Origin of the sequence: Herbiconiux sp. VKM Ac-1786, from assembly GCF_015350805.1 — a bacterium.
Classification (GTDB): domain Bacteria; phylum Actinomycetota; class Actinomycetes; order Actinomycetales; family Microbacteriaceae; genus Herbiconiux.
Genome location: NZ_JADKSG010000002.1, coordinates 441,418 through 462,659, shown reverse-complemented (window position 1 = coordinate 462,659; position 21,242 = coordinate 441,418). Strand labels below are relative to the sequence as shown.

19 protein-coding genes are annotated in these 21,242 nt (G+C 70.5%); 4 read left to right on the top strand and 15 right to left on the bottom strand.

Translation table 11 applies throughout. The annotated features are described in order from the left end of the window. Positions 1-162 precede the first annotated feature (162 nt). Both erpA and ITJ64_RS13135 read right to left on the bottom strand, forming a co-directional pair. Positions 163-528, bottom strand: coding sequence for an iron-sulfur cluster insertion protein ErpA (erpA, locus tag ITJ64_RS13140; protein WP_173180876.1), 366 nt, complete (start codon positions 526-528; stop codon positions 163-165). 61 nt (positions 529-589) lie between these two features. Then, positions 590-2,041: a dipeptidase gene (locus tag ITJ64_RS13135; protein ID WP_194681231.1), complete on the bottom strand. Its 1,452-nt coding sequence runs from the start codon at positions 2,039-2,041 to the stop codon at positions 590-592. Between the two features lie 36 nt (positions 2,042-2,077). Between ITJ64_RS13135 and ITJ64_RS13130 the strand changes: the two genes are divergently transcribed. Next, positions 2,078-2,656, top strand: a complete 579-nt coding sequence (locus ITJ64_RS13130) for a DUF3043 domain-containing protein (protein ID WP_194681230.1) — start codon at positions 2,078-2,080, stop codon at positions 2,654-2,656. A gap of 66 nt (positions 2,657-2,722) precedes the next feature. On the opposite strand, the gene ITJ64_RS13125 is transcribed toward ITJ64_RS13130, so the two are convergent. From ITJ64_RS13125 to dnaE, 7 genes are all read right to left on the bottom strand, one after another. Further along, the gene (locus ITJ64_RS13125; protein WP_194681229.1) at positions 2,723-3,754 is read right to left on the bottom strand and encodes a quinone-dependent dihydroorotate dehydrogenase; all 1,032 of its coding nucleotides are present in this window, start codon (positions 3,752-3,754) and stop codon (positions 2,723-2,725) included. Beyond that, the gene (nrdR, locus tag ITJ64_RS13120; protein WP_173180872.1) at positions 3,751-4,242 is read right to left on the bottom strand and encodes a transcriptional regulator NrdR; all 492 of its coding nucleotides are present in this window, start codon (positions 4,240-4,242) and stop codon (positions 3,751-3,753) included. The genes ITJ64_RS13125 and nrdR overlap by 4 nt, the downstream gene beginning before the upstream one ends. 111 nt (positions 4,243-4,353) lie before the next feature. Beyond that, positions 4,354-5,661, bottom strand: coding sequence for a histidinol dehydrogenase (gene hisD, locus ITJ64_RS13115; protein ID WP_194681228.1), 1,308 nt, complete (start codon positions 5,659-5,661; stop codon positions 4,354-4,356). A 45-nt stretch (positions 5,662-5,706) separates the two neighbouring features. Beyond that, a complete protein-coding gene (locus ITJ64_RS13110) occupies positions 5,707-6,024 on the bottom strand; it encodes a hypothetical protein (RefSeq protein WP_194681227.1) in 318 nt (105 codons plus the stop codon). Next, on the bottom strand, positions 6,021-6,716 hold the full coding sequence (locus tag ITJ64_RS13105; RefSeq protein ID WP_194681226.1) for a hypothetical protein: 696 nt from the start codon (positions 6,714-6,716) through the stop codon (positions 6,021-6,023). The genes ITJ64_RS13110 and ITJ64_RS13105 overlap by 4 nt, the downstream gene beginning before the upstream one ends. Before the next feature lie 94 nt (positions 6,717-6,810). Next, the gene (locus ITJ64_RS13100) at positions 6,811-7,833 is read right to left on the bottom strand and encodes a hypothetical protein (RefSeq protein ID WP_194681225.1); all 1,023 of its coding nucleotides are present in this window, start codon (positions 7,831-7,833) and stop codon (positions 6,811-6,813) included. Positions 7,834-7,961: 128 nt separating this feature from the next. Continuing rightward, on the bottom strand, positions 7,962-11,423 hold the full coding sequence (dnaE, locus tag ITJ64_RS13095; protein WP_370545268.1) for a DNA polymerase III subunit alpha: 3,462 nt from the start codon (positions 11,421-11,423) through the stop codon (positions 7,962-7,964). Positions 11,424-11,602: 179 nt separating this feature from the next. On the opposite strand from dnaE, the gene ITJ64_RS13090 reads away from it, so the two are divergent. After that, positions 11,603-12,076: an S-ribosylhomocysteine lyase gene (locus ITJ64_RS13090; RefSeq protein ID WP_194681223.1), complete on the top strand. Its 474-nt coding sequence runs from the start codon at positions 11,603-11,605 to the stop codon at positions 12,074-12,076. An 18-nt stretch (positions 12,077-12,094) separates the two neighbouring features. On the opposite strand, the gene ITJ64_RS13085 is transcribed toward ITJ64_RS13090, so the two are convergent. Beyond that, the gene (locus tag ITJ64_RS13085) at positions 12,095-12,754 is read right to left on the bottom strand and encodes a VOC family protein (RefSeq protein WP_194681222.1); all 660 of its coding nucleotides are present in this window, start codon (positions 12,752-12,754) and stop codon (positions 12,095-12,097) included. Between the two features lie 58 nt (positions 12,755-12,812). Beyond that, positions 12,813-14,060 (bottom strand): serine hydrolase, encoded by a 1,248-nt coding sequence (locus ITJ64_RS13080; RefSeq protein ID WP_194681221.1) that lies wholly within the window; start codon positions 14,058-14,060, stop codon positions 12,813-12,815. 141 nt (positions 14,061-14,201) lie between these two features. Between ITJ64_RS13080 and ITJ64_RS13075 the strand changes: the two genes are divergently transcribed. Further along, the gene (locus ITJ64_RS13075) at positions 14,202-15,296 is read left to right on the top strand and encodes an S-(hydroxymethyl)mycothiol dehydrogenase (RefSeq protein ID WP_194681220.1); all 1,095 of its coding nucleotides are present in this window, start codon (positions 14,202-14,204) and stop codon (positions 15,294-15,296) included. Next, positions 15,296-15,949, top strand: a complete 654-nt coding sequence (locus ITJ64_RS13070) for an MBL fold metallo-hydrolase (RefSeq protein WP_194681219.1) — start codon at positions 15,296-15,298, stop codon at positions 15,947-15,949. The genes ITJ64_RS13075 and ITJ64_RS13070 overlap by 1 nt, the downstream gene beginning before the upstream one ends. 15 nt (positions 15,950-15,964) lie before the next feature. Here the strand turns inward: ITJ64_RS13070 and ITJ64_RS13065 are convergent, their stop codons facing one another. The 4 genes from ITJ64_RS13065 to ITJ64_RS13050 all read right to left on the bottom strand — a co-directional run bounded on the left by ITJ64_RS13065 (position 15,965) and on the right by ITJ64_RS13050 (position 21,093). Then, positions 15,965-17,074, bottom strand: a complete 1,110-nt coding sequence (locus tag ITJ64_RS13065; protein WP_194681218.1) for a hypothetical protein — start codon at positions 17,072-17,074, stop codon at positions 15,965-15,967. A gap of 83 nt (positions 17,075-17,157) precedes the next feature. Then, a complete protein-coding gene (locus ITJ64_RS13060) occupies positions 17,158-18,294 on the bottom strand; it encodes a sugar-binding protein (protein WP_194681217.1) in 1,137 nt (378 codons plus the stop codon). 53 nt (positions 18,295-18,347) lie between these two features. Next, positions 18,348-19,559 (bottom strand): multiple monosaccharide ABC transporter permease, encoded by a 1,212-nt coding sequence (gene mmsB / locus ITJ64_RS13055; RefSeq protein ID WP_194681216.1) that lies wholly within the window; start codon positions 19,557-19,559, stop codon positions 18,348-18,350. Continuing rightward, on the bottom strand, positions 19,549-21,093 hold the full coding sequence (locus tag ITJ64_RS13050) for a sugar ABC transporter ATP-binding protein (protein ID WP_194681215.1): 1,545 nt from the start codon (positions 21,091-21,093) through the stop codon (positions 19,549-19,551). The genes mmsB and ITJ64_RS13050 overlap by 11 nt, the downstream gene beginning before the upstream one ends. Positions 21,094-21,242: the final 149 nt, after the last annotated feature.

The following is a 21,242-nucleotide window of genomic DNA, read 5'->3' as shown; positions in this document are numbered from 1 at the left end:
ACCATCAGTGTATTTGACCTTCTCCTAGCCTACTGTGTCGATTTACCGGTCGGAGCCACAGCCACCCCGCATCCGAGGGTGGTAGCGCGCGAAAAAGGGGCCGTCCCGGTGTGGAACGGCCCCTTCTCGGATGCGCGGGGATCTGCGCTGACGGCGTGGCGACTAGTGGAACGAGTCTCCGCACGCGCAGCTGCCCGAGGCGTTCGGGTTGTCGATCGTGAAGCCCTGCTTCTGGATGGTGTCTTCGAAGTCGATGGTGGCGCCCTCGAGGTAGGGGACGCTCATCTTGTCGACGATGACCTCGACGCCGTCGAAGTCGACCGCCGCGTCGCCGTCGAGCATGCGCTCATCGAAGTACAGCTGGTAGATCAGGCCCGAGCAGCCACCGGGCTGGACGGCGACGCGCAGACGCAGGTCGTCGCGGCCCTCCTGCTCGAGCAGGTTCTTGACCTTGGTGGCGGCGGTGTCGGTGAGACCCACCTTGTGAGCCGGCGCCTCGACGGCAGCCGTCAGGATCGTGTCGCTCATGTGCACTCCTTGTCGATCGGAAGGATGGATGAAGTCTAACTCCGTGAACCCGGGACCCGGCTCAGGAATTCCCGCCGCGCCCGTCGAGCCTCAGCAGCAGCAGCGCCTCGGTCTGGATCGCCCGCTTGAAGACGCCGAGGTGGAGCGACTCGTTCGGGCTGTGCGCCCGGGTGTTCGGGTCTTCGACGCCGGTGACCAGGATCTGCGCCTCGGGGAAGACCCGGGCGAGGTCGGAGATGAACGGGATGGACCCGCCGATGCCGGCCTCGACCGGCTCGGCGCCCCACGCGTCGCGCATCGCGTCTTTCGCGGCGGTGACGGCCCAGCCCGAGGTGTCGACGAGGAACGGGTCTCCGGTGTCGACGTCGTCGATGGCGACGTGCGCCCCGAACGGGACGTGGCTGCGGATGTGCCGCTCGATGGCCTCGTAGGCCTGCTGCGCCGGCTGGCCGGGGGCGATGCGAGCGCTGATGCGCACCGAGACGCTGGGGATGAGGGTGTTCGAGGCGTTCGCCACCGACGGCGCGTCGATGCCCGTGACCGTGACCGTCGGCTTCGCCCACAGGCGGGACAGCACCGACCCGCTGCCGAGCGGGGTGACGCCGTCGAGCAGGCCTGCGTCGTCGCGGAGCGTCTCCTCGCTGTAGGGCGGGGCGTCGATCTCGCGGCCCTCGAGCCCCTCGACCGCGACCGCACCCGTCTCGTCGTGGAAGGACGCCAGCAGGCGCACGGCGGCGACCATCGCGTCGGGCGCCGCTCCCCCGAACATGCCCGAGTGTGAGGCGTGCGCGAGCGTGGACACGGTGAGGCGGAAGGTGACGTTGCCACGGAGGCTGACGGTGAGCGACGGCGTCTGCGCATCCCAGTTGTCGGAGTCGGCCACCACGATGACGTCGGCCGCGAGCTTCTCGCGGTGCGCCTCGAGGAAGTTCGCGAAGGAGCGGGAGCCGAACTCCTCCTCCCCCTCGATGAAGAGGACGAGGCCCAAGTCGAAGTCGGGGCCGGCGACCTCGGTGAGCGCACGGATGGCGGACAGGTGCGACTCGACCCCCGCCTTGTCGTCGGCGGCGCCCCGGCCGTAGAGGCGGTCGCCGCGGACGGTCGGCTCGAACGGCGGCGACTCCCACTCCTCGTCGCGCCCGGGGGGCTGCACGTCGTGGTGCGCGTAGAGCAGCACGGTGGGCCGCCCGTTGCGGGCCGCGCGGGTGGCGAGCACCGCGGGCTGGCCGAGCTCGCCCGGCTGCCCGTCGGCGTCGGCCATGGGGGCGCGCAGGATCTCGACCGACTCGAAGACGCCGAGCTCGCGGGCGTGACCCGCCACCGCCTCGGCGCTGGCCGCCACGTGGGCCGGGTCGAACGCCGACCACGACACCGAGGGGATGCGCACGAGCGCACTCAGTTCGGCGATGCTCGCCGGGAGCGCGAGCTGCACCGCCTCGACGAGGGCGGCCTCACGGTCGGTGAGACCGCGAGCAGCATTCTGAGGCAACGAGGAGTCTGGAGCGTCTGTCATGAAGGTAATCTTAAGAGACCGACGAACGAGGACACCGTGGCCAGAAAAAGCAGTGCAGCAGAACCCGTGATCGAGGCTCCTGTGGAGGAGCAGACCGGAACGGGCAAGGGGCACGCGACGCCGACCCGCAAGGAGCGCGAAGCGGCCAACAAGCGCCCCCTGGTTCCCAACGACCGCAAAGAGGCGACGAAAGACGCCCGCCGCCGCCAGCAGGAGCTGCGCGAGCGCGCCCGCGTCGGCATGGCGAACGGCGACGAGAAGTACCTGCCGCTGCGCGACAAGGGCCCCCAGCGCCGTTACGTGCGCGACTACATCGACGCGCGCTTCAACCTCGGCGAGTTCATCATCCCCGCGATGTTCGTCGTCATCCTGCTCACGCTGGTGCCCGCGCCCGAGCTGCAGGCCGGCGTCATGCTCGGCCTCTACGCCTTCGTGCTGATCGTGATCGGCGACTGCGTGTTCGTGAACTTCCGCCTGATGAAGAAGCTGCGCACGAAGTTCGGCGCCGAGAACGTCGAGCGCGGTCTGCGCTGGTACGCGACCATGCGCGCGCTGCAGTTCCGCCGCCTGCGCCTGCCCAAGCCGCAGGTCAAGCGCGGCGAGTTCCCCAAGTAGCCGAACCCCCGGCGTTCGAGACCGCGGCAGCCGACCCCGAAGCCTGACCGTGGTCGGGCGGAGGGGCTAGGCCCTCGACAGCCCGCGGTTGATCTCGCGGGCCCAGAGCGGACCCCGGTAGAGGAACGCCGTGTATCCCTGCACCAGCGTCGCCCCGGCATCGAGCCGCGCCGTGACGTCGGCCGCGGTCTCCACTCCCCCGACCGAGATGACGCACATCGACGCGGGCACGACCGAGCGGATGCTCCGCAGCACCTCGAGCGACCGCGCCGCCAAGGGCGCCCCCGACAGCCCACCCGCCCCGGCCGCCTCGACGACCGAGGCCGGCGTGCGGAGCCCCTCGCGGGAGATGGTCGTGTTCGTGGCGATGATGCCGTCGAGCCCGAGCTCCACCGCGAGCGAGGCGATCTTCGCGACCTCGTCGTCGGTGAGGTCGGGCGCGATCTTGACGAGGAGCGGCGTCGAGCCCGCCTCGCCCTTCACCGCCGCGAGCAGCGGTCGCAGCCGGTCGAGCTCCTGCAGCCCGCGCAGGCCGGGCGTGTTGGGCGAGCTGACGTTCACGACCAGGTAGTCGGCCATCGGCGCCAGCGCCCGCGTGCTCTCGAGGTAGTCGTCGACCGCGTCGTCGACGTCGACCACGCGGCTCTTGCCGATGTTGACCCCGATGACGGGTCGCGGATGCTCGGCCGAGCGCACCCGCGCCAGCCGCAGCGCCGCGGAGGCCGCCCCGTGGTTGTTGAAGCCCATGCGGTTCACGACGGCACGGTCGGCGATCAGCCGGAACAGCCGCGGCCTCGGGTTGCCGGGCTGGGCCCGCGAGGTGATGGTGCCGACCTCGACGTGGCCGAAGCCGAGGGCGCCGAAGCCCCGGATGCCCTTCGCGTCTTTGTCGAACCCGGCCGCGAGCCCGAAGGGCGTCGGGAAGCGCAGGCCGAGCGCCGTCACCGAGATGTCGGTCGTGGGCCGGGTGAAGCGGGCGACGAGCTTCTCGAGCCCGACCCGCGGGATGCCCTCGATGACCGAGAAGGCCAGGTGGTGCGCCGCCTCCGGATCCATCTTCGACAGCACGTGCCGGAAGAGCAGGCCGTAGGCGCTCACTCGGCCGTGCGAGCGGTGTCGCCCCCGGCCGCGGCCGCCTGCTCGTGCTCGACCCGGAGCAGCGTGATGGCCGCCTCGAAGTCGTCGAGCGAGTCGAAGCCCTGGTAGACGCTGGCGAAGCGGAGGTAAGCGACCTCGTCGAGCTCGCGGAGGGGCTGCAGGATGGCGAGACCGATGTCGTTCGCCTCGATCTGCGCGGCGCCGCTCAGCCGCACGGTCTCTTCGACCCGCTGCGCGAGCACCGCGAGGTCGCTGTCGGTGACCGGGCGGCCCTGGCAGGCCTTGCGCACACCGCTGACGATCTTCTCGCGGCTGAACGGCTCGACCACGCCGGAGCGCTTGATGACGTTGAGCGAGGCCGTCTCGGTGGTGCTGAAGCGGCGACCGCAGTCGGGGCACTGACGGCGGCGGCGGATGGCGAGGCCGTCGTCGGTGGTGCGCGAGTCGACGACGCGGGAGTCGGGGTAGCGGCAGTAAGGGCAGAACATGGCCCCTCCAGGGTACCGGCTCGCACGCGCATCCCGGCCGCACCGCGCACGCCTGGGGAGAACACCGCCGCCCCGCGGCACGGTGCAGGAGCCGTGCCGGAGCGGCTGGGACTACCGCGCGAACCGCGCCGTGACCGCCTCGCCGTGCGCCGGCAGGTTCTCGGCGTCGGCCAGCGCCACGATGCGGTCGGCGACTTCGCGCAGGGCCGAGGAGGAGTAGCGGATGACCTGCTGCGGCCGGAGGAAGGTGTACGCCCCGAGCCCGGAGGAGAAGCGCGACTGCCCGCCGGTCGGCAGCACGTGGTTCGACCCGGCGAGGTAGTCGCCGAGGCTGACCGGCGAGTAGGCGCCCACGAAGATGGCGCCGGCGTTCGTCAGGAGGGCGAGCGCCGCATCCGGATCGGCCACCTGCACCTCGAGGTGCTCGGGGCCGTAGGCGTTGCTGAAGGCGGCGGCCAGCTCGATCGAGTCGACCAGCACCACGGCCGACTGCGGGCCGTCGAGGGCGATCGCCACGCGGGCGGCGTGCTTCGTCGACGCGGCCACCGAGTCGAGCTGCGCGAGCACGGCGTCGGCCAGGGCGGGCGAGTCGGTGACGAGCACCGCGGCGGCGAGCTCGTCGTGCTCGGCCTGGCTGACCAGGTCGGCGGCGACGAACGCGGGGTCGGCGGTGCCGTCGGCGACGATCAGGATCTCGGTGGGGCCGGCCTCGGAGTCGATTCCGACCACGCCGCGCACGACGCGCTTGGCGGCCGCGACGTAGACGTTGCCGGGGCCGGTGATCACCTGCACCGGGTCGAGCCCGATCTCGTCGACGCCGTGGGCGAGGGCACCGATCGCGCCCGCTCCCCCGATGGCGTAGACCTCGGTGACGCCGAGGAGCCCGGCCGCGGCGAGGATCGTCGGGTGCACGCGTCCGTCGAACTCCCGCTGCGGCGGGGAGGCGATGGCGATCGATCCGACGCCGGCCAGCTGGGCGGGCACCGTGTTCATCACGACGCTGGAGGGGTAGACGGCCTTGCCGCCCGGCACGTAGAGCCCGACGCGATCGACCGGCTGCCAGCGCTGCTGGACCACGGCGCCGTCGGCCAGCTCGGTGGTGCGGGCATCCGGGATCTGGGCCGCGGTGGCCTGGCGCACCCGCACGATCGCCTCGTCGAGGGCGGCGCGCACGGCGGGCTCGAGGCCTGCGACGGCCTCGTCGATGTGCTGCTGCGGCACCCGCACGTGCTCGGGCTCGACGCCGTCGAAGCGGCGGGCCTGGTCGCGCAGGGCGACGAGACCGTCGCTCCGCACCGCCTCCACCAGGGCGGCGGCGGCCTCGTGGGCCACCGAGACGTCGGTGTCGGCGCGCGGCACCAGCTGCACGAACTCGGATCGGGTGGGGGTCTGGCCGCGGAGGTCAATCGTTCGGATCATGGCGGTACCAGCCTACCGGCGGGCGGCGGGCGGCTGGCGGCCGGCTCAGACCGGCGGCCGCCCGTGCACCCGCTCGAACGCCCGGAACCAGCGCGCCCGCGCCCCCGCGATGACGAGCATCATCACCCCGGCCCCACCCGCAAGGATGAGCAGCCCCGCGCCGACCACGGCCGCACCGGCGGACTCCTTGCCGATCGCCGACACCCCGAACAGGATGCCGACGCCCAGCAGGAGGACGCCCAGCAGCGCTTCGCTCAGCGGCTTCTTCAGCGTCATGCGGAAGCGTCCGGACGGCGAGTTGGTGCTCATCCAGGCGAACGGCTCCGGCGGCAGGCCGTCGGGACGGGGTGCGGGCGCGTTCATGCGGCGGGAGGGGCGGGGAGGTCGGGGAGGGCGACGAACGCGGCCAGCCGGTCGAGCAGCGCCGCGTCACCGACGTCGTCGCTGCGGCCGTCGCCCGGCGCCTCGGCGTCGGCGAGATCCCAGCGGCGACCGAAGGGGTCGGGTGCCGCGCTCGGCCGCACGAACAGGTGGTGCTTCGGCGAACCCGGCACCTCGGTGCCGAAGTACGCGGTGCCGAGCGGATGGCGAGCCGCGTTGTCGGTCACGAGCCGCGCGAGGAACTGGGCATCCGTGTAGGCGGGGGCCCTGACCACCATGGTCCACGTGCTCATCGCGGCGGGCGAGAGCAGCATCGACAGCCCGGGCGTCTGCAGGTAGACGGCCGCCTCGACGTCGCCCTCGTTCATCATGGCGATCTCCGTCCAGCGCACGGCCGTCTGGATCGCGGCGATCAGCAGGCGGATGCCGCCGCGCGGCTCGAGCACGTCGCCGTCGACGGTCAGCTCGCCGCGGGCCACCAGGCTCGACGCGCCGAGCGCCGCGGTCTGGTCGGTGACGAAGCCGGGCTTCACCTGCAGCATCTTCTCGGCCTGCGCGCGCGCCGGGCCCTCGGCCAGCGACAGGGCGTAGGCGAGCTCACCGGCGCCGTAGCTCGGGGCATCGACGGTGGAGGCGGCGGGCTCGGCTGCGTCCCGGGTGCGGGTGTCGTTCATCTCTGCTCCCTGGTTGTGAGGCGGTCCCTGGTCATGAGGCAGTCCCTGGTCATGAGGCGGGCGTAAGGGGGAAGGCGGTCAGTTACCGCGGCGCTCACCACGGCCACAGGTCCTCCGCCACGTCGGCGACGCCCTCGGCGAAGTCCTGGGCGCCCTCGGCGATGGCCTCGCCCGCGTCGCCGATGGCCTCGGCCGTGTTGTCGACCGCGTCGTGGAAGATCGGCACGTTGTCGTAGAGCAGTCCGCCGAGGGCCATGCCGCCCGAGACGGCGCCGAGCACGAGGCTCGCCGGCGGGGGCGTGAACAGGGCGATCGCTCCGATGGTGGTGGCCACCCCGTCGTAGCCCGCGCGCACGTAGTCGCCGTTCTGGTAGCTGTTGTAGGCCCCGGCGTAGCCGAGCACGACACCCGCGGGACCGAGCACCTTGCCGGCCGTTCCGAGGAACTCGGCCGCCGAGCCCACCCGGCTCGCCAGGGCGCCGTCGCCGAGCACGTTGCTGAGGCCCTGGGTGAGCGAGCCCCAGTTGTTGCCGCCGAAGAAGTCGCTCGCCGTGTTGAAGCCGCCGGCGAAGGCCCGGAAGTCCAGTGCCGCGTCGAGGGACGAGAAGGCCCCGCCCAGCCGCAGCTGGAGCAGCGCGTCGATGCCGCCGACGATCCCGGCCGCGTCGAGGTAGTCCTGCAGCGACCCGACCACGGGGCTGTTCAGGATGTCGTCGAGCAGCGAGCCGTCATCATCCGTCTCGCCGCTGCCCGAGCCGTTCGCCCCGGGGAAGGGGTTGTCCCCCTGGTCGTCGCCCTGCCCGCTGCCGCCGGGCCCCGATCCCCCGGGCCCGCCCCCGCCGTCGACCGCGCTGGCCTGCTCCTGCTGGTCCGCGTTCTTCACCAGAGCGGATGCCGCCGCGACGAGCGCCTGGTTCGCACTCGAGAGCGAGACCCGGTAGGTGCTGTTCCAGTCGTGCTTGAACAGGGCCGCATCCGGACCCGACCAGGCGCCGGCGCCGTTGATCGAGGCGGTGAGCGTGCTCGCCATGCCCGCGAGCTGCGTCGCCTTCTGGTCGAAATCCTTCGCCAGCGCGCGCAGCTGGTCGGCGTCGGCGCCCCAGAAACCACCCGTCATCTCAGCCGTCCCCTCCCCCGGTCATCGGGCCCCCGGTCATCGGGCCCTTCGAACCCACCGGAATCCTCGCACGCCTCAGCCGGGAGTGCAGCCCGCGAGGGTGGGGACCACTCCCCATTGCGCTCCGCTCAAACCAGGCAGTTGGGCCCGAGCAGCGACTTCAGCTCGCCGTACAGATCAGCCGTGACGCGCACCTGGTAGGGCACCTCGAACACGCGCACGTTGTCGCTCTTCATCAGCCTGAGCCGCACCTCGGTGTCGCCGGCGTGCCGGATCAGCACGTCGTTCAGCGCCTGCACCGTGTCGGTCGTCGCCCGCGTCTCGGCGAGCGAGATGTGCAGCGGCCCCGAGCCGCCGACCTGCGACAGCGCCGGCTGGAACAGGCTGTACGCGTGCAGGTTCATGCCGTCGTCGCGCATCGACACGCGCCCGCGCACCACCACGATGGCGTCGTTCGTGAGCGCCGGACCGAACTCCTGGTAGGTCTTGCCCATGAACATCGCGGTGATCTCGCCGCCGAAGTCCTCGACGGTGATCATGCCGTACTGGTTGCCCGACTGCTTGGCCACGCGGTGCTGCACGCTCGTGATCAGCCCGGCCACGGTGACCTGATCGCCGTCGTTCACGTGGTCCGACTCGATCAGGTCCAGGATGCTCGTGGACGCGTGCTTCGCGAGCTCGATCTCGAGGCCGGCCAACGGGTGGTCGCTGACGTAGAGGCCGAGCATGTCCCGCTCGAACGCGAGCTTGTCGCGCTTCGCCCACTCGGGCCGCGCCGGGATGTCGTGGACCTCCTCGGGTGCGTCCCACAGCGAGTCGAAGTCGAAGCCGACCTGGCCGTTGGCCTCGTTGCGCTTCTGCGACACGGCGTTGTCGATCAGGCCCTCGTGCACCTCGATCAGCGAGCGGCGGGTGTTGCCCAGCGAGTCGAAGGCGCCCGCCTTGATCAGCGACTCGATGGTGCGCTTGTTCGTGGCGCCGAGCGGGATCTTCTTCAGGAAGTCTCCGAAGGAGGTGAAGGCGCCCTTCTCTTCCCGCGCCTGCTTGATCAGCTCGACCACGTTCATGCCGACGTTCCGCACCGCACCCATGCCGAAACGGATGTCGGTGCCGACGGCGGTGAAGAAGCCGATCGACTCGTTGACGTCGGGCGGCAGCACTTTGATGCCCATGCGGCGGCACTCGGACAGGTACATCGCCATCTTGTCCTTGGAGTCGCCGACGCTCGTGAGCAGGGCGGCCATGTACTCGGCCGGGTAGTGCGTCTTGAGGTAGGCGGTCCAGTAGGAGATGACACCGTAGGCCGCGGAGTGCGCCTTGTTGAAGGCGTAGTCCGAGAAGGGCAGCAGGATGTCCCACAGCGTCTTGACGGCGGCCTCGGAGTAGCCGTTGTCGTGCATCCCCTTCGAGAAGCCCGCGTACTGCTTGTCGAGCTCGCTCTTCTTCTTCTTGCCCATCGCGCGGCGCAGCAGGTCGGCCTGCGCGAGCGTGAAGCCCGCGAGCTTCTGCGCGATCGACATCACCTGCTCCTGGTAGACGATCAGGCCGTAGGTGCCGCCGAGCACCTCCCGCAGGGGCTCCTCGAGCTCGGGGTGGATGGGGGTGATCGGCTGGATGCCGTTCTTGCGCAGGGCGTAGTTGGTGTGCGAGTCGGCGCCCATCGGGCCCGGGCGGTAGAGCGCGAGCACCGCCGAGATGTCCTCGAAGTTGTCGGGCTTCATCAGCCGGAGGAGGCCGCGCATCGGCCCGCCGTCGAGCTGGAAGACGCCGAGCGTGTCGCCCCGGGCGAGCAGCTCGTAGGAGGGCTTGTCGTCGAGCGTCAGGTCTTCGAGCACGAGGTCTTCGCCCCGGTTCGCTCGGATGTTGTCGAGCGCGTCGTCGATGATCGTGAGGTTGCGCAGCCCGAGGAAGTCCATCTTGATCAGGCCGAGCGACTCCGCGGCGGGGTAGTCGAACTGGGTGACGATCTGGCCGTCCTGCTCCCGCTTCATGATCGGGATGATGTCGATCAGCGGGTCGCTCGACATGATGACGCCGGCCGCATGCACGCCCCACTGGCGCTTGAGGTTCTCGATGCCGAGGGCGGTATCGAAGACCGTGCGGGCCTCCGGGTCCATCTCGATGACGGTGCGGATGTCGACAGCCTCTTTGTAGCGCGGGTGCGCCTTGTCGAAGATGCCGGAGAGCGGGATGTCCTTGCCCATGATGGGCGGCGGCATCGCCTTGGTGAGCTTCTCGCCCATGCTGAACGGGAAGCCGAGCACGCGGCCCGAGTCCTTCAGGGCCTGCTTGGCCTTGATGGTGCCGTAGGTGACGATCTGCGCCACGCGCTCGTCGCCGTACTTCTCGGTGACGTACTTGATGACCTCGCCGCGGCGCCGGTCGTCGAAGTCGACGTCGAAGTCGGGCATGGAGACGCGGTCGGGGTTGAGGAAGCGCTCGAAGATGAGCCCGTGCACGAGCGGATCGAGATCGGTGATCTTCATGGCGTAGGCGGCCATCGAGCCGGCGCCGGAGCCACGGCCGGGGCCCACGCGGATGCCGTTGCGCTTGGACCAGTTGATGAAGTCGGCGACGACGAGGAAGTAGCCCGGGAAGCCCATGCCCTTGATGACGCCGACCTCGTAGTCGGCGCGCTCGCGCACCTCCTGGGTGACCCCGTTCGGGTAGCGCTCCTTCAGGCCCGCCTCGACCTCCTTCTCGAACCACGTCGCCTCGGTCTCGCCCTCGGGCACCGGGTAGCGCGGCATGTAGTTGGCGTTCGTGTCGAAGGCCACCTCGCAGCGCTCGGCGATGAGCAGGGTGTTGTCGCAGGCGTCGGGGTAGTCGCGGAAGAGCTGGCGCATCTCGGCGGCGGACTTGAGGTAGAACTCGTCGGCGTCGAACTTGAAGCGGTTCGGGTCGGAGAGGGTCGATCCCGACTGCACGCAGAGCAGCGCCGCGTGGCTCGTGGCGTCGTGGGCGTGCGTGTAGTGCAGGTCGTTGGTGGCGACGAGCTTCAGGTCGAGCTGCTTCGCGAGCCGGATCAGGTCGGGCATGATCCGGCGCTCGATCTCGAGCCCGTGGTCCATGATCTCGGCGAAGTAGTTCTCCTTGCCGAAGATGTCGCGGAAGTCGGACGCCGCCTTGACGGCCTCGTCGTACTGGCCGAGACGCAGGCGCGTCTGCACCTCGCCCGACGGGCAGCCGGTCGTCGCGATCAGGCCCTTGCCGTACTGGCTGAGCAGCTCCCGGTCCATGCGGGGCTTGAAGTAGTAGCCCTCGATCGACGCCTTCGAGGACAGCCGGAAGAGGTTGTGCATGCCCTCGGTCGACTCGCTCAGGAGCGTCATGTGCGTGTAGGCGCCGGCGCCGGAGACGTCGTCTCCCCCGCCGTTGCCCCAGCGGATGCGCGTCTTGTCGGTGCGGTGGGTGCCGGGCGTGAGGTAGGCCTCGGTGCCGATGATGGGCTTGATACCCGCCTCGGTGGCGGTCTTCCAGAAGTCGTAGGCGCCGAAGACGTTGCCGTGGTCGGTGACCGCGACCGCCGGCATGCCCTGCTCTTTCGCGGCCTCGATCAGGGGTTTCACGCGGGCCGCGCCATCCAGCATCGAGTATTCGCTGTGGACGTGCAGATGCACGAAGGAGTCGTTCGAGGGCACTGATTCTCCGGCTGTCTCGGCGTGGGGTCCAAGTCTAAACGCCGCCCGCACCGACCCGTCGGCGTGTCGCGGAGCACTTCGGCGAGGAGGGAGAATCGAAGGCGAGACCCACCCCCGAGGAGGACCTGATGGCCGAGATCGAGAGCTTCACCCTGGACCACACCGCCGTGCTGGCGCCCTACGTGCGGCGCATCGGCGTCGAGCACGGGCCGGGCGGCGGAACCATCACGAACTTCGACGTGCGGCTGACCCAGCCGAACGTGCAGGAGATCCCGACCGCGGGCATCCACACGCTCGAGCACATGCTCGCCGGGCTGCTGCGCGACCGCATCGACGGCGTGATCGACATCTCGCCGTTCGGCTGCCGCACCGGCTTCCACCTGCTGATGTGGGGCGAGCCCGAGGTGTCCGACGTGGTCGCGGCGCTCACGTCGAGCCTGCGGTTCATCGCCGACGAGGCCGTCGAGTCCGACGTGCCGGCCGTCTCGGCGCTGGAGTGCGGCAACTACCGCGACCACTCGCTCCACACCGCCCGCGAGTGGGCGAAGGTCGTGCTCGACGCGGGCATCAGCCTCGACGCCTTCCGCCGCGTCGGCGTCTAGCGAGACTTTCCCGCGCCCTCACGACCAGGGACTGTCGTCGCGCCACGGAGCGAGGTCGACCTCGTTGCCCTCGGGGTCGGCGAGCGTCCACCACTCGGGCGCGTCGGTGTCGCGCACGATGCGGCCGCCCGCGGCGAGGGCGGCCGCCAGACGCTGCTCGACGACGTCGGTGGGCACGTAGAGGTCGAGGTGCACCGTGTTGCGCTCGGGGCGCACGGCGTCGATCTGCTGGATCCAGACGTTGGGCAGGATCCCCAGCGGGTCGCTGAGGTCGCCGTCGTCGACCGGGTCGTGGCCGAGCACCGCCTGCCAGAACCGTCGCACGGCCGCCACGTCGACCGCGTCGATCGCGATCTGGAGACTCTGCACGGCGGCCGGGTCGGCGGCGATTCCCTGCTCGGCGGCCAGCGTGGAGATCGCGCGGGCGAGCGCGAGGTCGCGCCGGCTGAGGTCGCCCACGTCGTGGCTGATCAGGCGCACCGCCACCGCGCCGTAGCGGAGGTCGACGTCGGGGTGGTGGTCGGCCGTGTCGGCGAGCTCGGCGATCGCGGTCGCGAAGGCGGCACCCTTCGTGAAGGATGCGGTGCGGAAGACGGCCCGGGCGCCGTCGCCGACCACCCGCCAGTCCCCCGTGCCCTCCGACTGCCGGAAATCCCGGGGCGAGATCGCGTCTGTCATGCCCCCGTTCTACTCCGCCGCCGCCCGTCGGGGGAAGGGGAAGGGCAGGAACGGTGCGTCAGGGGCGGGTGGGCGGCGCGTGCTGCGGGGCGAGCTCGGCCGCCAGCAGGCGGAAGAGGTCGGTGGCCCGGTTGCCGACCGCTCCCGACCCGTCGAAGGCGCTCTCGTCGAAGGTGACCACGACCGCGAGCGCGACGTCCTCGCCCGGGAGGTAGGCCTCCACCGCGGCCGTGCCGCTGAACATCGGGTTCTGCAGCACCCAGTCGCCCATCATCACGACGCCGATGCCATAGGTGTAGATCTCCGAGTGCGGGAAGCAGGCCGGGCATCCGTCGATCGGCGACGCGAACGCCCGGGTGTCGAGATTCAGCTGCTCGGCATGCAGCTCGGGGCTGAGCAGCTCGCCCGTGCCGACCGCCTCGGCCGTGCGCAGCAGGTCGTCGAGCGTGCTGTACTGCACGGCGCCGCGCGTGATGGTCCAGGACGGGTTCCAGAACGTCGAGTCCTCGAGGAACGGCACCCCGTCGGGCACGCCGAGGTACTCGCGCCGCTCGGCCGTGTACGCGTGCAGCACCGGGTCGGGGATCGCCGCGGTTCCGGGTGCCGCGGTGCCCGTCAGCCCGAGCGGGCCGATCACGCGCTCCTCGATCAGCTGGTCGACCGGCTTGCGGGTGATCGCCTCGAGGGCGAGGCCGAGCAGCAGGTAGTCGGTGTGCGAGTAGTTCCAGTTCGTCCCGGGCTCGTAGACCAGCGGCTTCGACGTGCCGTAGGCGGCGAGCTCCTCGGGCGTCCACTGGCGGAACGGGTCCTCCTCGAGCAGGTGCAGCAGCTCGGGGTCCCAGAGGTAGTCGGCGTAGCCCGCGGTCATCTGCGCGAGCTGGCCGAGCGTGACCTCGTCGGCGTGCGGCACCTCGGGCAGCCAGGTGCCGAGCCGGTCGTCGAGCGAGACCTCACCCTCCTCGACGAGCTGCAGCAGCACCGTGGCGACGGAGGAGATGGCGACCGCGCCGTTCCGCACGTGCATCCCGGTGGTCGCGGGCACCCCGGTCATCGACTCCCCGAAGGCCTCGCGGATGACCGGCCGCCCCTTCACCGTCGCCGACACGAGCACCGCGCGAAGGCCCCACTCCTCGCGCTTGTCCTCGATGATGCTCCGGATGCCCGCCGCCCCCGCCTGGGCGTCGGCCGCCGCGGTGGGCGCGCCGCCCGACGCGGGAGGGGCCGGGGCTGCCGCCGTGCATCCCGTCAGCACCAGCGCGCCCACCACCAGGACGGCCACCCCCGCCGCACCTCGCGCCCATCGCATGGGCTTAGGGTAGGGGCGGCGGAGCGCGGGCACCATGGACCCAGGTCTCCCCGGGCCCTGCCGCTCCCCGCTCCCGGCTCGCGCCGGACGGCCCCGGGTAGGGTGAGACCCGATCCGCCCGCCCGACCCGAAGGAGCCTCCGTGCCCACCACCGTGACCGGCGTCATCGCCCGAAAAAAGGGCGCGCCCGTCGAGCTCACGCGCATCGTCGTGCCCGATCCCGGCCCGGGCGAGGCCGTCGTCGACATCGAGACCTGCGGCGTCTGCCACACCGACTACCACTACCGCGAGGGCGGCATCGGCGACGACTTCCCCTACCTCCTCGGGCACGAGGCGGCCGGCCGGGTGAGCGCGATCGGCGAGGGCGTGACCCACGTCGCGGTCGGCGACTTCGTGGTGCTGAATTGGCGGGCCGTCTGCGGCGAGTGCCGTGCCTGCGTGCGCGCCGAGCCCTGGTACTGCTTCGATACGCACAACGCGAGCCAGAAGATGACCCTCGAGGACGGCACCGAGCTGAGCCCCGCGCTCGGCATCGGCGCGTTCGCCGAGAAGACGCTGGTTCACGCGAAGCAGTGCACCAAGGTCGACCCGGCCGCCGACCCCGCCGCCGTGGGCCTGCTCGGCTGCGGCATCATGGCGGGGCTCGGTGCCGCGATGAATACCGGCAACGTCGGGCGCGGCGACTCGGTGGCCGTGATCGGCTGCGGCGGGGTCGGCACCGCCGCGATCGTCGGTTCGGCCCTCGCCGGCGCCGGCACGATCATCGCGATCGACCGCGACCCGAAGAAGCTGGCGGCGGCCGAGCGGCTCGGGGCGACGCACGGCATCGACTCCAGCGACCTCGACGAGGACGGCGTGGTCGCCGCCGTGCAGGCGCTGACCGGCGGCTTCGGCGCCGACGTCGTCATCGACGCGGTCGGCCGGCCCGAGACCTGGCGGCAGGCGTTCTACGCCCGCGACCTCGCCGGCACCGTGGTGCTGGTGGGGGTTCCGACGCCCGAGATGACCCTGTCGATCCCGCTGCTGGACGTGTTCGGTCGCGGCGGATCGCTGAAGTCGAGCTGGTACGGCGACTGCCTGCCCGAGCGCGACTTCCCGATGCTGACCGGATTGTTCCTGCAGGGCCGGCTGCCGCTCGACGAGTTCGTCAGCGAGCGCATCCGCATCGACGAGATCGAGCAGGCCTTCGGCCGCATGGCGACGGGCGACGTGCTGCGCTCGGTGGTGGTGCTCTGATGGGCGGCTTCGGCTCGGCCGGCCCCGCCGCCCGCATCGACCGGGTCGTCACCCACGGCACCTTCAGCCTCGACGGCGGCACCTGGGAGGTCGACAACAACGTCTGGGTCGTCGGCGACGACACCGAGTGCGTGATCATCGACGCCGCGCACGACGCCGGCGCCATCCTCGAGGCGGTCGGGCAGCGCACGGTGCGCGCCATCCTGCTGACCCACGCCCACGACGACCACATCGACGCCGCGGCCGAGCTGCAGGCGGCGACCGGCGCCTCCGTTCACCTGCACGAGGGCGACCGGATGCTCTGGGCCGTCGTGCACCCGGACGCCGACGCCCCCCTCCCCCTCGCCGACAGCCAGACCCTCGGCGTGGCGGGCGTCGAGCTCGAGGTGCTGCACACCCCCGGCCACTCCCCCGGAGCCGTCTGCTTCTCGGTGCCCGCGCTCGGAACGGTCTTCACCGGGGACACCCTCTTCCAGGGCGGACCGGGCGCGACCGGGCGCTCCTACAGCGACTTCCCGACGATCATCGACTCGATCACGGCGAAGCTGATGACGCTGCCCGGCGACACGGTCGTGCTCACCGGACACGGGGACGGCACGACGATCAGCGCCGAGGCGCCGCATATCGACGAGTGGATCGCGCGCGGGCACTGACGGCGGCCTCCTCCATCAGCCGACTTCGCAGTCGGGCCCGCTCATCTCGCCGGGTGAGAGCATCTCGATCACCGAGACGGTCCACCACTGCGGGGTGTCGTCGCAGAGCTCACGCGAGGTCACCTCGGCGACCGTGACGAACTCCGCCGTGCCGAACGGGTCGGGCACGAACACGCCGTTCGAGCCCTGAAGCAGGATGAAGCCGGGCTTCGCCTCGGCGCCGTCGATCGAGACCAGCTCGAGCGGGGCGAAGCGGATCGGCTGCGTGAGGATGGCCACGCCGAACAGGGCGACGAAGCCGATGATGCCGGTGAAAGCCAGCCGGGTGACCGACTTGGCGTGGGGGGCGCGGATCTCCACCGCTCGGGCGTTCCACTCCTCGGCGACGTCGGCGAGGTCGCGGGGTTCGGGCGGCGCGGCGTTCTCGGCCGGGGCCGGGGCGGATGCCTGATTCACCGGCGTCACGGCCGCCGCTGTTGCTGCCGCTGTGCCGGCCGCTGGTGCCGCCTTGCGTCGCCGGTGCGGCTTCCGGGCCGCCTGCGCCTCGACGGCGGTCACGGGCAACGGCTCCGGCGACTCGGCCCGGAGCAGCGCCCGCCCCTCGACCCAGAGCGTGCGGAGCCCCGAGTCGACCGGCGGCTCGGAGTGCCGCAGAGCATCCTGCACCGTCTCCTCGGTGAACTCCTCCTCGTCGTCGTGGTGCCGCCGTCGCACGACCACGCCGACGACGACGAACGCGACCGCGAGGGCCGCCAGCAGCAGCCACGACGCCGTGTTGAACAGCACGGCGCCGAGCAGCACGACGACGGCGGTGCCGATCACCCTGGTCCAGACGTTGTAGTCGGGATCGAAGACGAGCGGCATCGCGGCCGCCATGATGCCCACCATGATGTAGACCGCCAGGTTCAGCAGCACGACGACGAGCAGCCCGCCGAAGGTGAGGTTCTGGGCCACCGCCACGGCGAGCCCCACGTCGCCGCGCACCTGCACGAAGAGGTTGATCGTGATGACCAGCGCCCCGATCAGCGGCAGCCGGGTGAGGGCGTTCTTGACGAACGTCGCCCGCACCGCGGCGTGCTGCTGCGCCTCGACCGCGAGATCCCGCGGCGCACTCTTCTTCGTCATGCCGTCCCCCTCGCCCCCGCGCCGGCGCCGACGCCGTGGCCCCACGTTAGGGCACGCGGAGGCTCCGCGGAATCACCGCCGGGTCACAGCCCCAGTTCCTGAGCGGTGTAGAAGCCGCTGTCGACCAGGACCTCCTGCACGTTGTCCTTCGTCACGTTCACCACGGGCGACAGCTTCGTCGGCACCTCGACCGAGTTGTTGTCGGTCGTGGTGTCGGGCTCGGGCCAGTCGCCGCCGTCGAGCACGTCGGAGACGATGGTCACCGCGCCGTTCGCCAGCGTGATCACGTCGATCCAGGCGGAGCTGTACTGCTCCCCCGCGAGGATGGACTTGATCGAGTCGAGCTCGCCGTCACCGCCCGGCAGCACGGGCCAGGCATCGGTGCCGGGCTGGATGCCGGAGGACTTCAGCGCGGCGATCACGCCGCGGGTCATTCCGTCGAAGGGCACCCACACGGCATCGAGCTTCGTGCCATCGGAGTAGGTCGAGGTGATGATGTTCTCCATCCGGCTCTGCGCGCCCTCGCCCGTCCAGTTCAGCGTGGAGGACTGGTCGAAGGTGCTCTGTCCCGAGGGGATCGTGAGCACGCCCTCGTCGACGTAGGGCTGGAGGGTCTCCTCGTAGCCGGCCCACATGTCGTAGGCGACCGAGTCGGTCGGGCTGCCGTTGACGATCTCGATCGAGAACGGCCCCTTCTCACCCGTCGGGTTGCCGTCGGCGTCCTCGACACCGAGGGCCGAGAGGATGGAGTGACCGCTGGCGGCGCCGTAGGCCTTGTAGTCGAAGGTCGTGTAGTAGTCGACGGCGTCGGTGTCCGAGAGCAGACGCGTGTACGACAGGATCGGGATGTCCGCCGCCTTCGCGTCGGCGAGCGGGCCGCCGAGCGACTGCACGTCGACGGCGACGACGATGAGGGCGTTCACCCCCTGCGTGATCATGTCCTCCATCTGCTGCACCTGGGTGGGGGCGTCGTCGTTGGCGAACTGCACCGCCGTGTCGTAGCCGCGCTTCTCGAAGCCCTCCGTCATCGTCTCGGCCTCGATCTGCCACCGCACGCTCTGCACGCCGGGCATCAGGATGCCCACGGTGCCGCCGGCCCCGCCCCCGGCACCGTCATCCGCACTGCAGCCGGTCAGTCCGACGGCGAGCGTGGCGGTCGCCACCGCCAGTCCCAGGATCGTCCTGATCGTGGATCGTCGTCCACCTGATGTGATTGCCATGGTGCTGTCCTCATTCCTCTGGGGTGGGTGTCGTGCGGTTCGGGGGGGGGGGCTCAGCGTCGGGTGCGCCGGCCCTTGTTCCAGATGTCGAAGGCCACGAACAGCAGCACGACGACGCCGAGCACCGTCTGCTGCCACTGCGTACCCAGGCCCATGATCGACATGCCGTTGTTGATGATTCCGATGGTCAGGCCACCGACGAGCGCTCCCGCGATCGAGCCGGTGCCGCCGGCCACGGCGGCCCCGCCCACGAACGCCGCGGCGATGGCCTCGAGCTCCAGCCCGGTTCCGCCGCCCGAGGTGGCGAGATTCAGGCGCGCGGTGATGATGACGCCGGCGAGGGCCGCGAGCACGCCCATGTTGACGAACAGGAAGAAGTCGATGCGGCGGTCCTTGACGCCCGACAGCTGCGCCGTCTGCCGGTTGCTGCCGACCGCGTAGATGTGCCGGCCGATGACGGTGCGGGTCATCAGCACCGTGTAGCCGACTCCCAGCACGACCAGGATGATGAGCACCACCGGCAGTCCGCGGAAGCTCGCGAGCGAGTAGCTCAGCCAGAGGATCGCCGCCGACACCACGACGAGCCCCGCGACGAAGACGACGGTGCTGCCGGGCTTCTCCCCGTGCCGCGTGCGGCGTCGGCGGGAGACGACCTGCCAGCCGACGATCCCGGCCACGATGAGCACGCCGATCGCGAGGGTGAGGAGGTCGGGCCCGGACTCGGCTCCCGTGCTGACGTAGCCCGCCCCCAGGAAGACGAACGGCTCGGGCAGGTTGCCGATGTTCCGCGCCCCGATCAGCGCGATGGTGAGACCGCGGAAGATGAGCATGCCGGCAAGGGTCACGATGAACGAGGGCACCTTCGCGTAGGCGACCCAGAAGCCCTGGAACGCCCCCGCGAGGCCGCCGACCACCAGGCTGAGGATCAGCGCGAGCCACCACGGCACCTGGTACTGCACCATCAGGATCGCCGCCGCCGCCCCGGCGAAGCCGGCGATCGAGCCCACCGACAGGTCGATGTGCCCGCCGATGATGACCATCACCATGCCGATCGCGAGGATCAGGATGTAACCGTTCTGCACCACCAGGTTGGAGATGTTCTGGTCACGCAGCAGGATGCCCTTCGTGGTGAGCGCGAACACCACCACCACCAGCACCAGGGCCACCGCCATGCTGTAGCGGTTGAGGAACCGCGAGCCCCGGGCGGAGAGCGTCTCCCTGGGCCGGGCCGTCGCCGGCCTCGTCGTCGTTCCGCTAGTCGTCATCGCTTGTCCTCTCGAGGGTCATGAGCTCCATGAGCTTCTCGGGTGTGGCCTGATCGATCGGCAGCTCGCCGGTGATCTCGCCTTCGTGCATGGCGACGATCCGGTCGCACATGCCGAGGAGCTCGGGCAGCTCGGACGAGATGAACACCACCGACTTCCCGCTCGCGGCGAGCTCCTGGATGATCGTGTAGATCTCGAACTTGGCGCCCACGTCGATGCCGCGGGTGGGCTCGTCGAGGATGAGCACCCGGGGGTCGGTGAAGATCCACCGGCTCAGCACGACCTTCTGCTGGTTGCCTCCCGACAGCTGACCGACGGGGGCGAAGATCGACGGCGTCTTGATGCGCATCGACTCCTTGAAGGCGTTCGCGGCCCCGATCTCGGCGTCCTCGTCGACGAAGCCGCGCCGGCGCAGCCGGGGCAGGCTCGGCAGGGCGATGTTCTGCACGACGTCGTCGTCGAGGTGGAGCCCGAGGGTCTTCCGGTCCTCGGTGACGTACGCGATGCCCGCGGCGATCGCCTTGCTGACGGTCGAGACGTCGCGCTTCACCCCGTCGACGAAGACGTCGCCGGAGAACCCCGAGCCGTAGGACCGGCCGAAGACACTGAGCGCGAGCTCGGTGCGCCCGGCCCCCATCAGCCCGCAGATGCCGACGATCTCTCCGGCGCGGGCGACGAGATGGGCGTCGCGCACCCGCCGTCTCGACGGGTCGGCCGCATCCTGCACCGACCAGGCCTGCACGCGCAGCACCTCGTCGCCGACGCTCTTCTCGACGCGCTCGGGGAACAGATGGTTGATGTCGCGGCCGACCATGCCGCGGATGATCCTGGCCTGCGTGATCTCGGCCTTGGGCAGGGTCTCGACGACGGCACCGTCGCGGATGACCGTGACCCTGTCGGCGATGCGCTCGATCTCGTTGAGCTTGTGGCTGATGATGATGGAGGCGATGCCCCGCTGCTTCAGCTCGGCGATCAGCCCGAGCAGGTGCTCCGACTCCTCGTCGGTCAGAGCGGAGGTCGGCTCGTCGAGGATCAGGATGCGCACGTCCTTGCTGAAGGCCTTCGCGATCTCGACCAGCTGCTGCTTGCCCACGCTCAGTTCCGCCACGAGGGTCGACGGGTTCTCGTTCAGCCCCACCGTGGCGAGGAGCCCCGCCGCCCGGCGGCGCGTCTCCTCCCAGTCGATCAGGCCGAGCCGCCCCCGCACCTCGTTCCCGAGGTAGATGTTCTCGGCGATCGACATGGTCGAGGTCAGGGCGAGCTCCTGGTGGATGATGACGATGCCGCGGTCCTCGCTCTCCGCGATCCCGTTCATCTCGACGGCCTCGCCGTCGAGCCGGATCTCGCCGGTGAAGCTGCCGTGGGGGTAGACGCCGCTGAGCACTTTCATCAGCGTCGACTTGCCCGCGCCGTTCTCGCCGCAGATCGCCAGCACCTCGTCCCGGCGGAGATCGATCGTCACGCCGTCGAGCGCCTTGACGCCCTGGAAGTCCTTGGTGATGCCGCGCATCTCGAGTAGGTCTGTCGGCTCCATTGCCACCGCTTCCCCCGGGAGAATGTCCCGTAATGATGAACACGAACAGCTCCACTGAACACAATGACCTCGTTAAAGTCAACCGGGTGCCAGTTGTTCATCCACACTTGACGACCTATGACATGCTGGAGGGAGGGACGGTGTCGTCG

Excerpts from the sequence above, each read along its gene's own strand:
- ITJ64_RS13090 (WP_194681223.1), top strand. The coding sequence starts at position 11,603 with ATGGCCGAGATCGAGAGCTTCACCCTGGACCACACCGCCGTGCTGGCG.
- ITJ64_RS13070 (WP_194681219.1), top strand. The coding sequence starts at position 15,296 with ATGGGCGGCTTCGGCTCGGCCGGCCCCGCCGCCCGCATCGACCGGGTC.
- ITJ64_RS13065 (WP_194681218.1), bottom strand. The coding sequence starts at position 17,074 with ATGACGAAGAAGAGTGCGCCGCGGGATCTCGCGGTCGAGGCGCAGCAG.
- ITJ64_RS13135 (WP_194681231.1), bottom strand. The coding sequence starts at position 2,041 with ATGACAGACGCTCCAGACTCCTCGTTGCCTCAGAATGCTGCTCGCGGT.
- ITJ64_RS13060 (WP_194681217.1), bottom strand. The coding sequence starts at position 18,294 with ATGGCAATCACATCAGGTGGACGACGATCCACGATCAGGACGATCCTG.
- ITJ64_RS13110 (WP_194681227.1), bottom strand. The coding sequence starts at position 6,024 with ATGAACGCGCCCGCACCCCGTCCCGACGGCCTGCCGCCGGAGCCGTTC.
- hisD (WP_194681228.1), bottom strand. The coding sequence starts at position 5,661 with ATGATCCGAACGATTGACCTCCGCGGCCAGACCCCCACCCGATCCGAG.
- ITJ64_RS13085 (WP_194681222.1), bottom strand. The coding sequence starts at position 12,754 with ATGACAGACGCGATCTCGCCCCGGGATTTCCGGCAGTCGGAGGGCACG.
- ITJ64_RS13050 (WP_194681215.1), bottom strand. The coding sequence starts at position 21,093 with ATGGAGCCGACAGACCTACTCGAGATGCGCGGCATCACCAAGGACTTC.
- mmsB (WP_194681216.1), bottom strand. The coding sequence starts at position 19,559 with ATGACGACTAGCGGAACGACGACGAGGCCGGCGACGGCCCGGCCCAGG.
- erpA (WP_173180876.1), bottom strand. The coding sequence starts at position 528 with ATGAGCGACACGATCCTGACGGCTGCCGTCGAGGCGCCGGCTCACAAG.
- dnaE (WP_370545268.1), bottom strand. The coding sequence starts at position 11,423 with ATGCTGGATGGCGCGGCCCGCGTGAAACCCCTGATCGAGGCCGCGAAA.
- ITJ64_RS13080 (WP_194681221.1), bottom strand. The coding sequence starts at position 14,060 with ATGCGATGGGCGCGAGGTGCGGCGGGGGTGGCCGTCCTGGTGGTGGGC.
- ITJ64_RS13105 (WP_194681226.1), bottom strand. The coding sequence starts at position 6,716 with ATGAACGACACCCGCACCCGGGACGCAGCCGAGCCCGCCGCCTCCACC.
- nrdR (WP_173180872.1), bottom strand. The coding sequence starts at position 4,242 with ATGTTCTGCCCTTACTGCCGCTACCCCGACTCCCGCGTCGTCGACTCG.
- ITJ64_RS13100 (WP_194681225.1), bottom strand. The coding sequence starts at position 7,833 with ATGACGGGTGGTTTCTGGGGCGCCGACGCCGACCAGCTGCGCGCGCTG.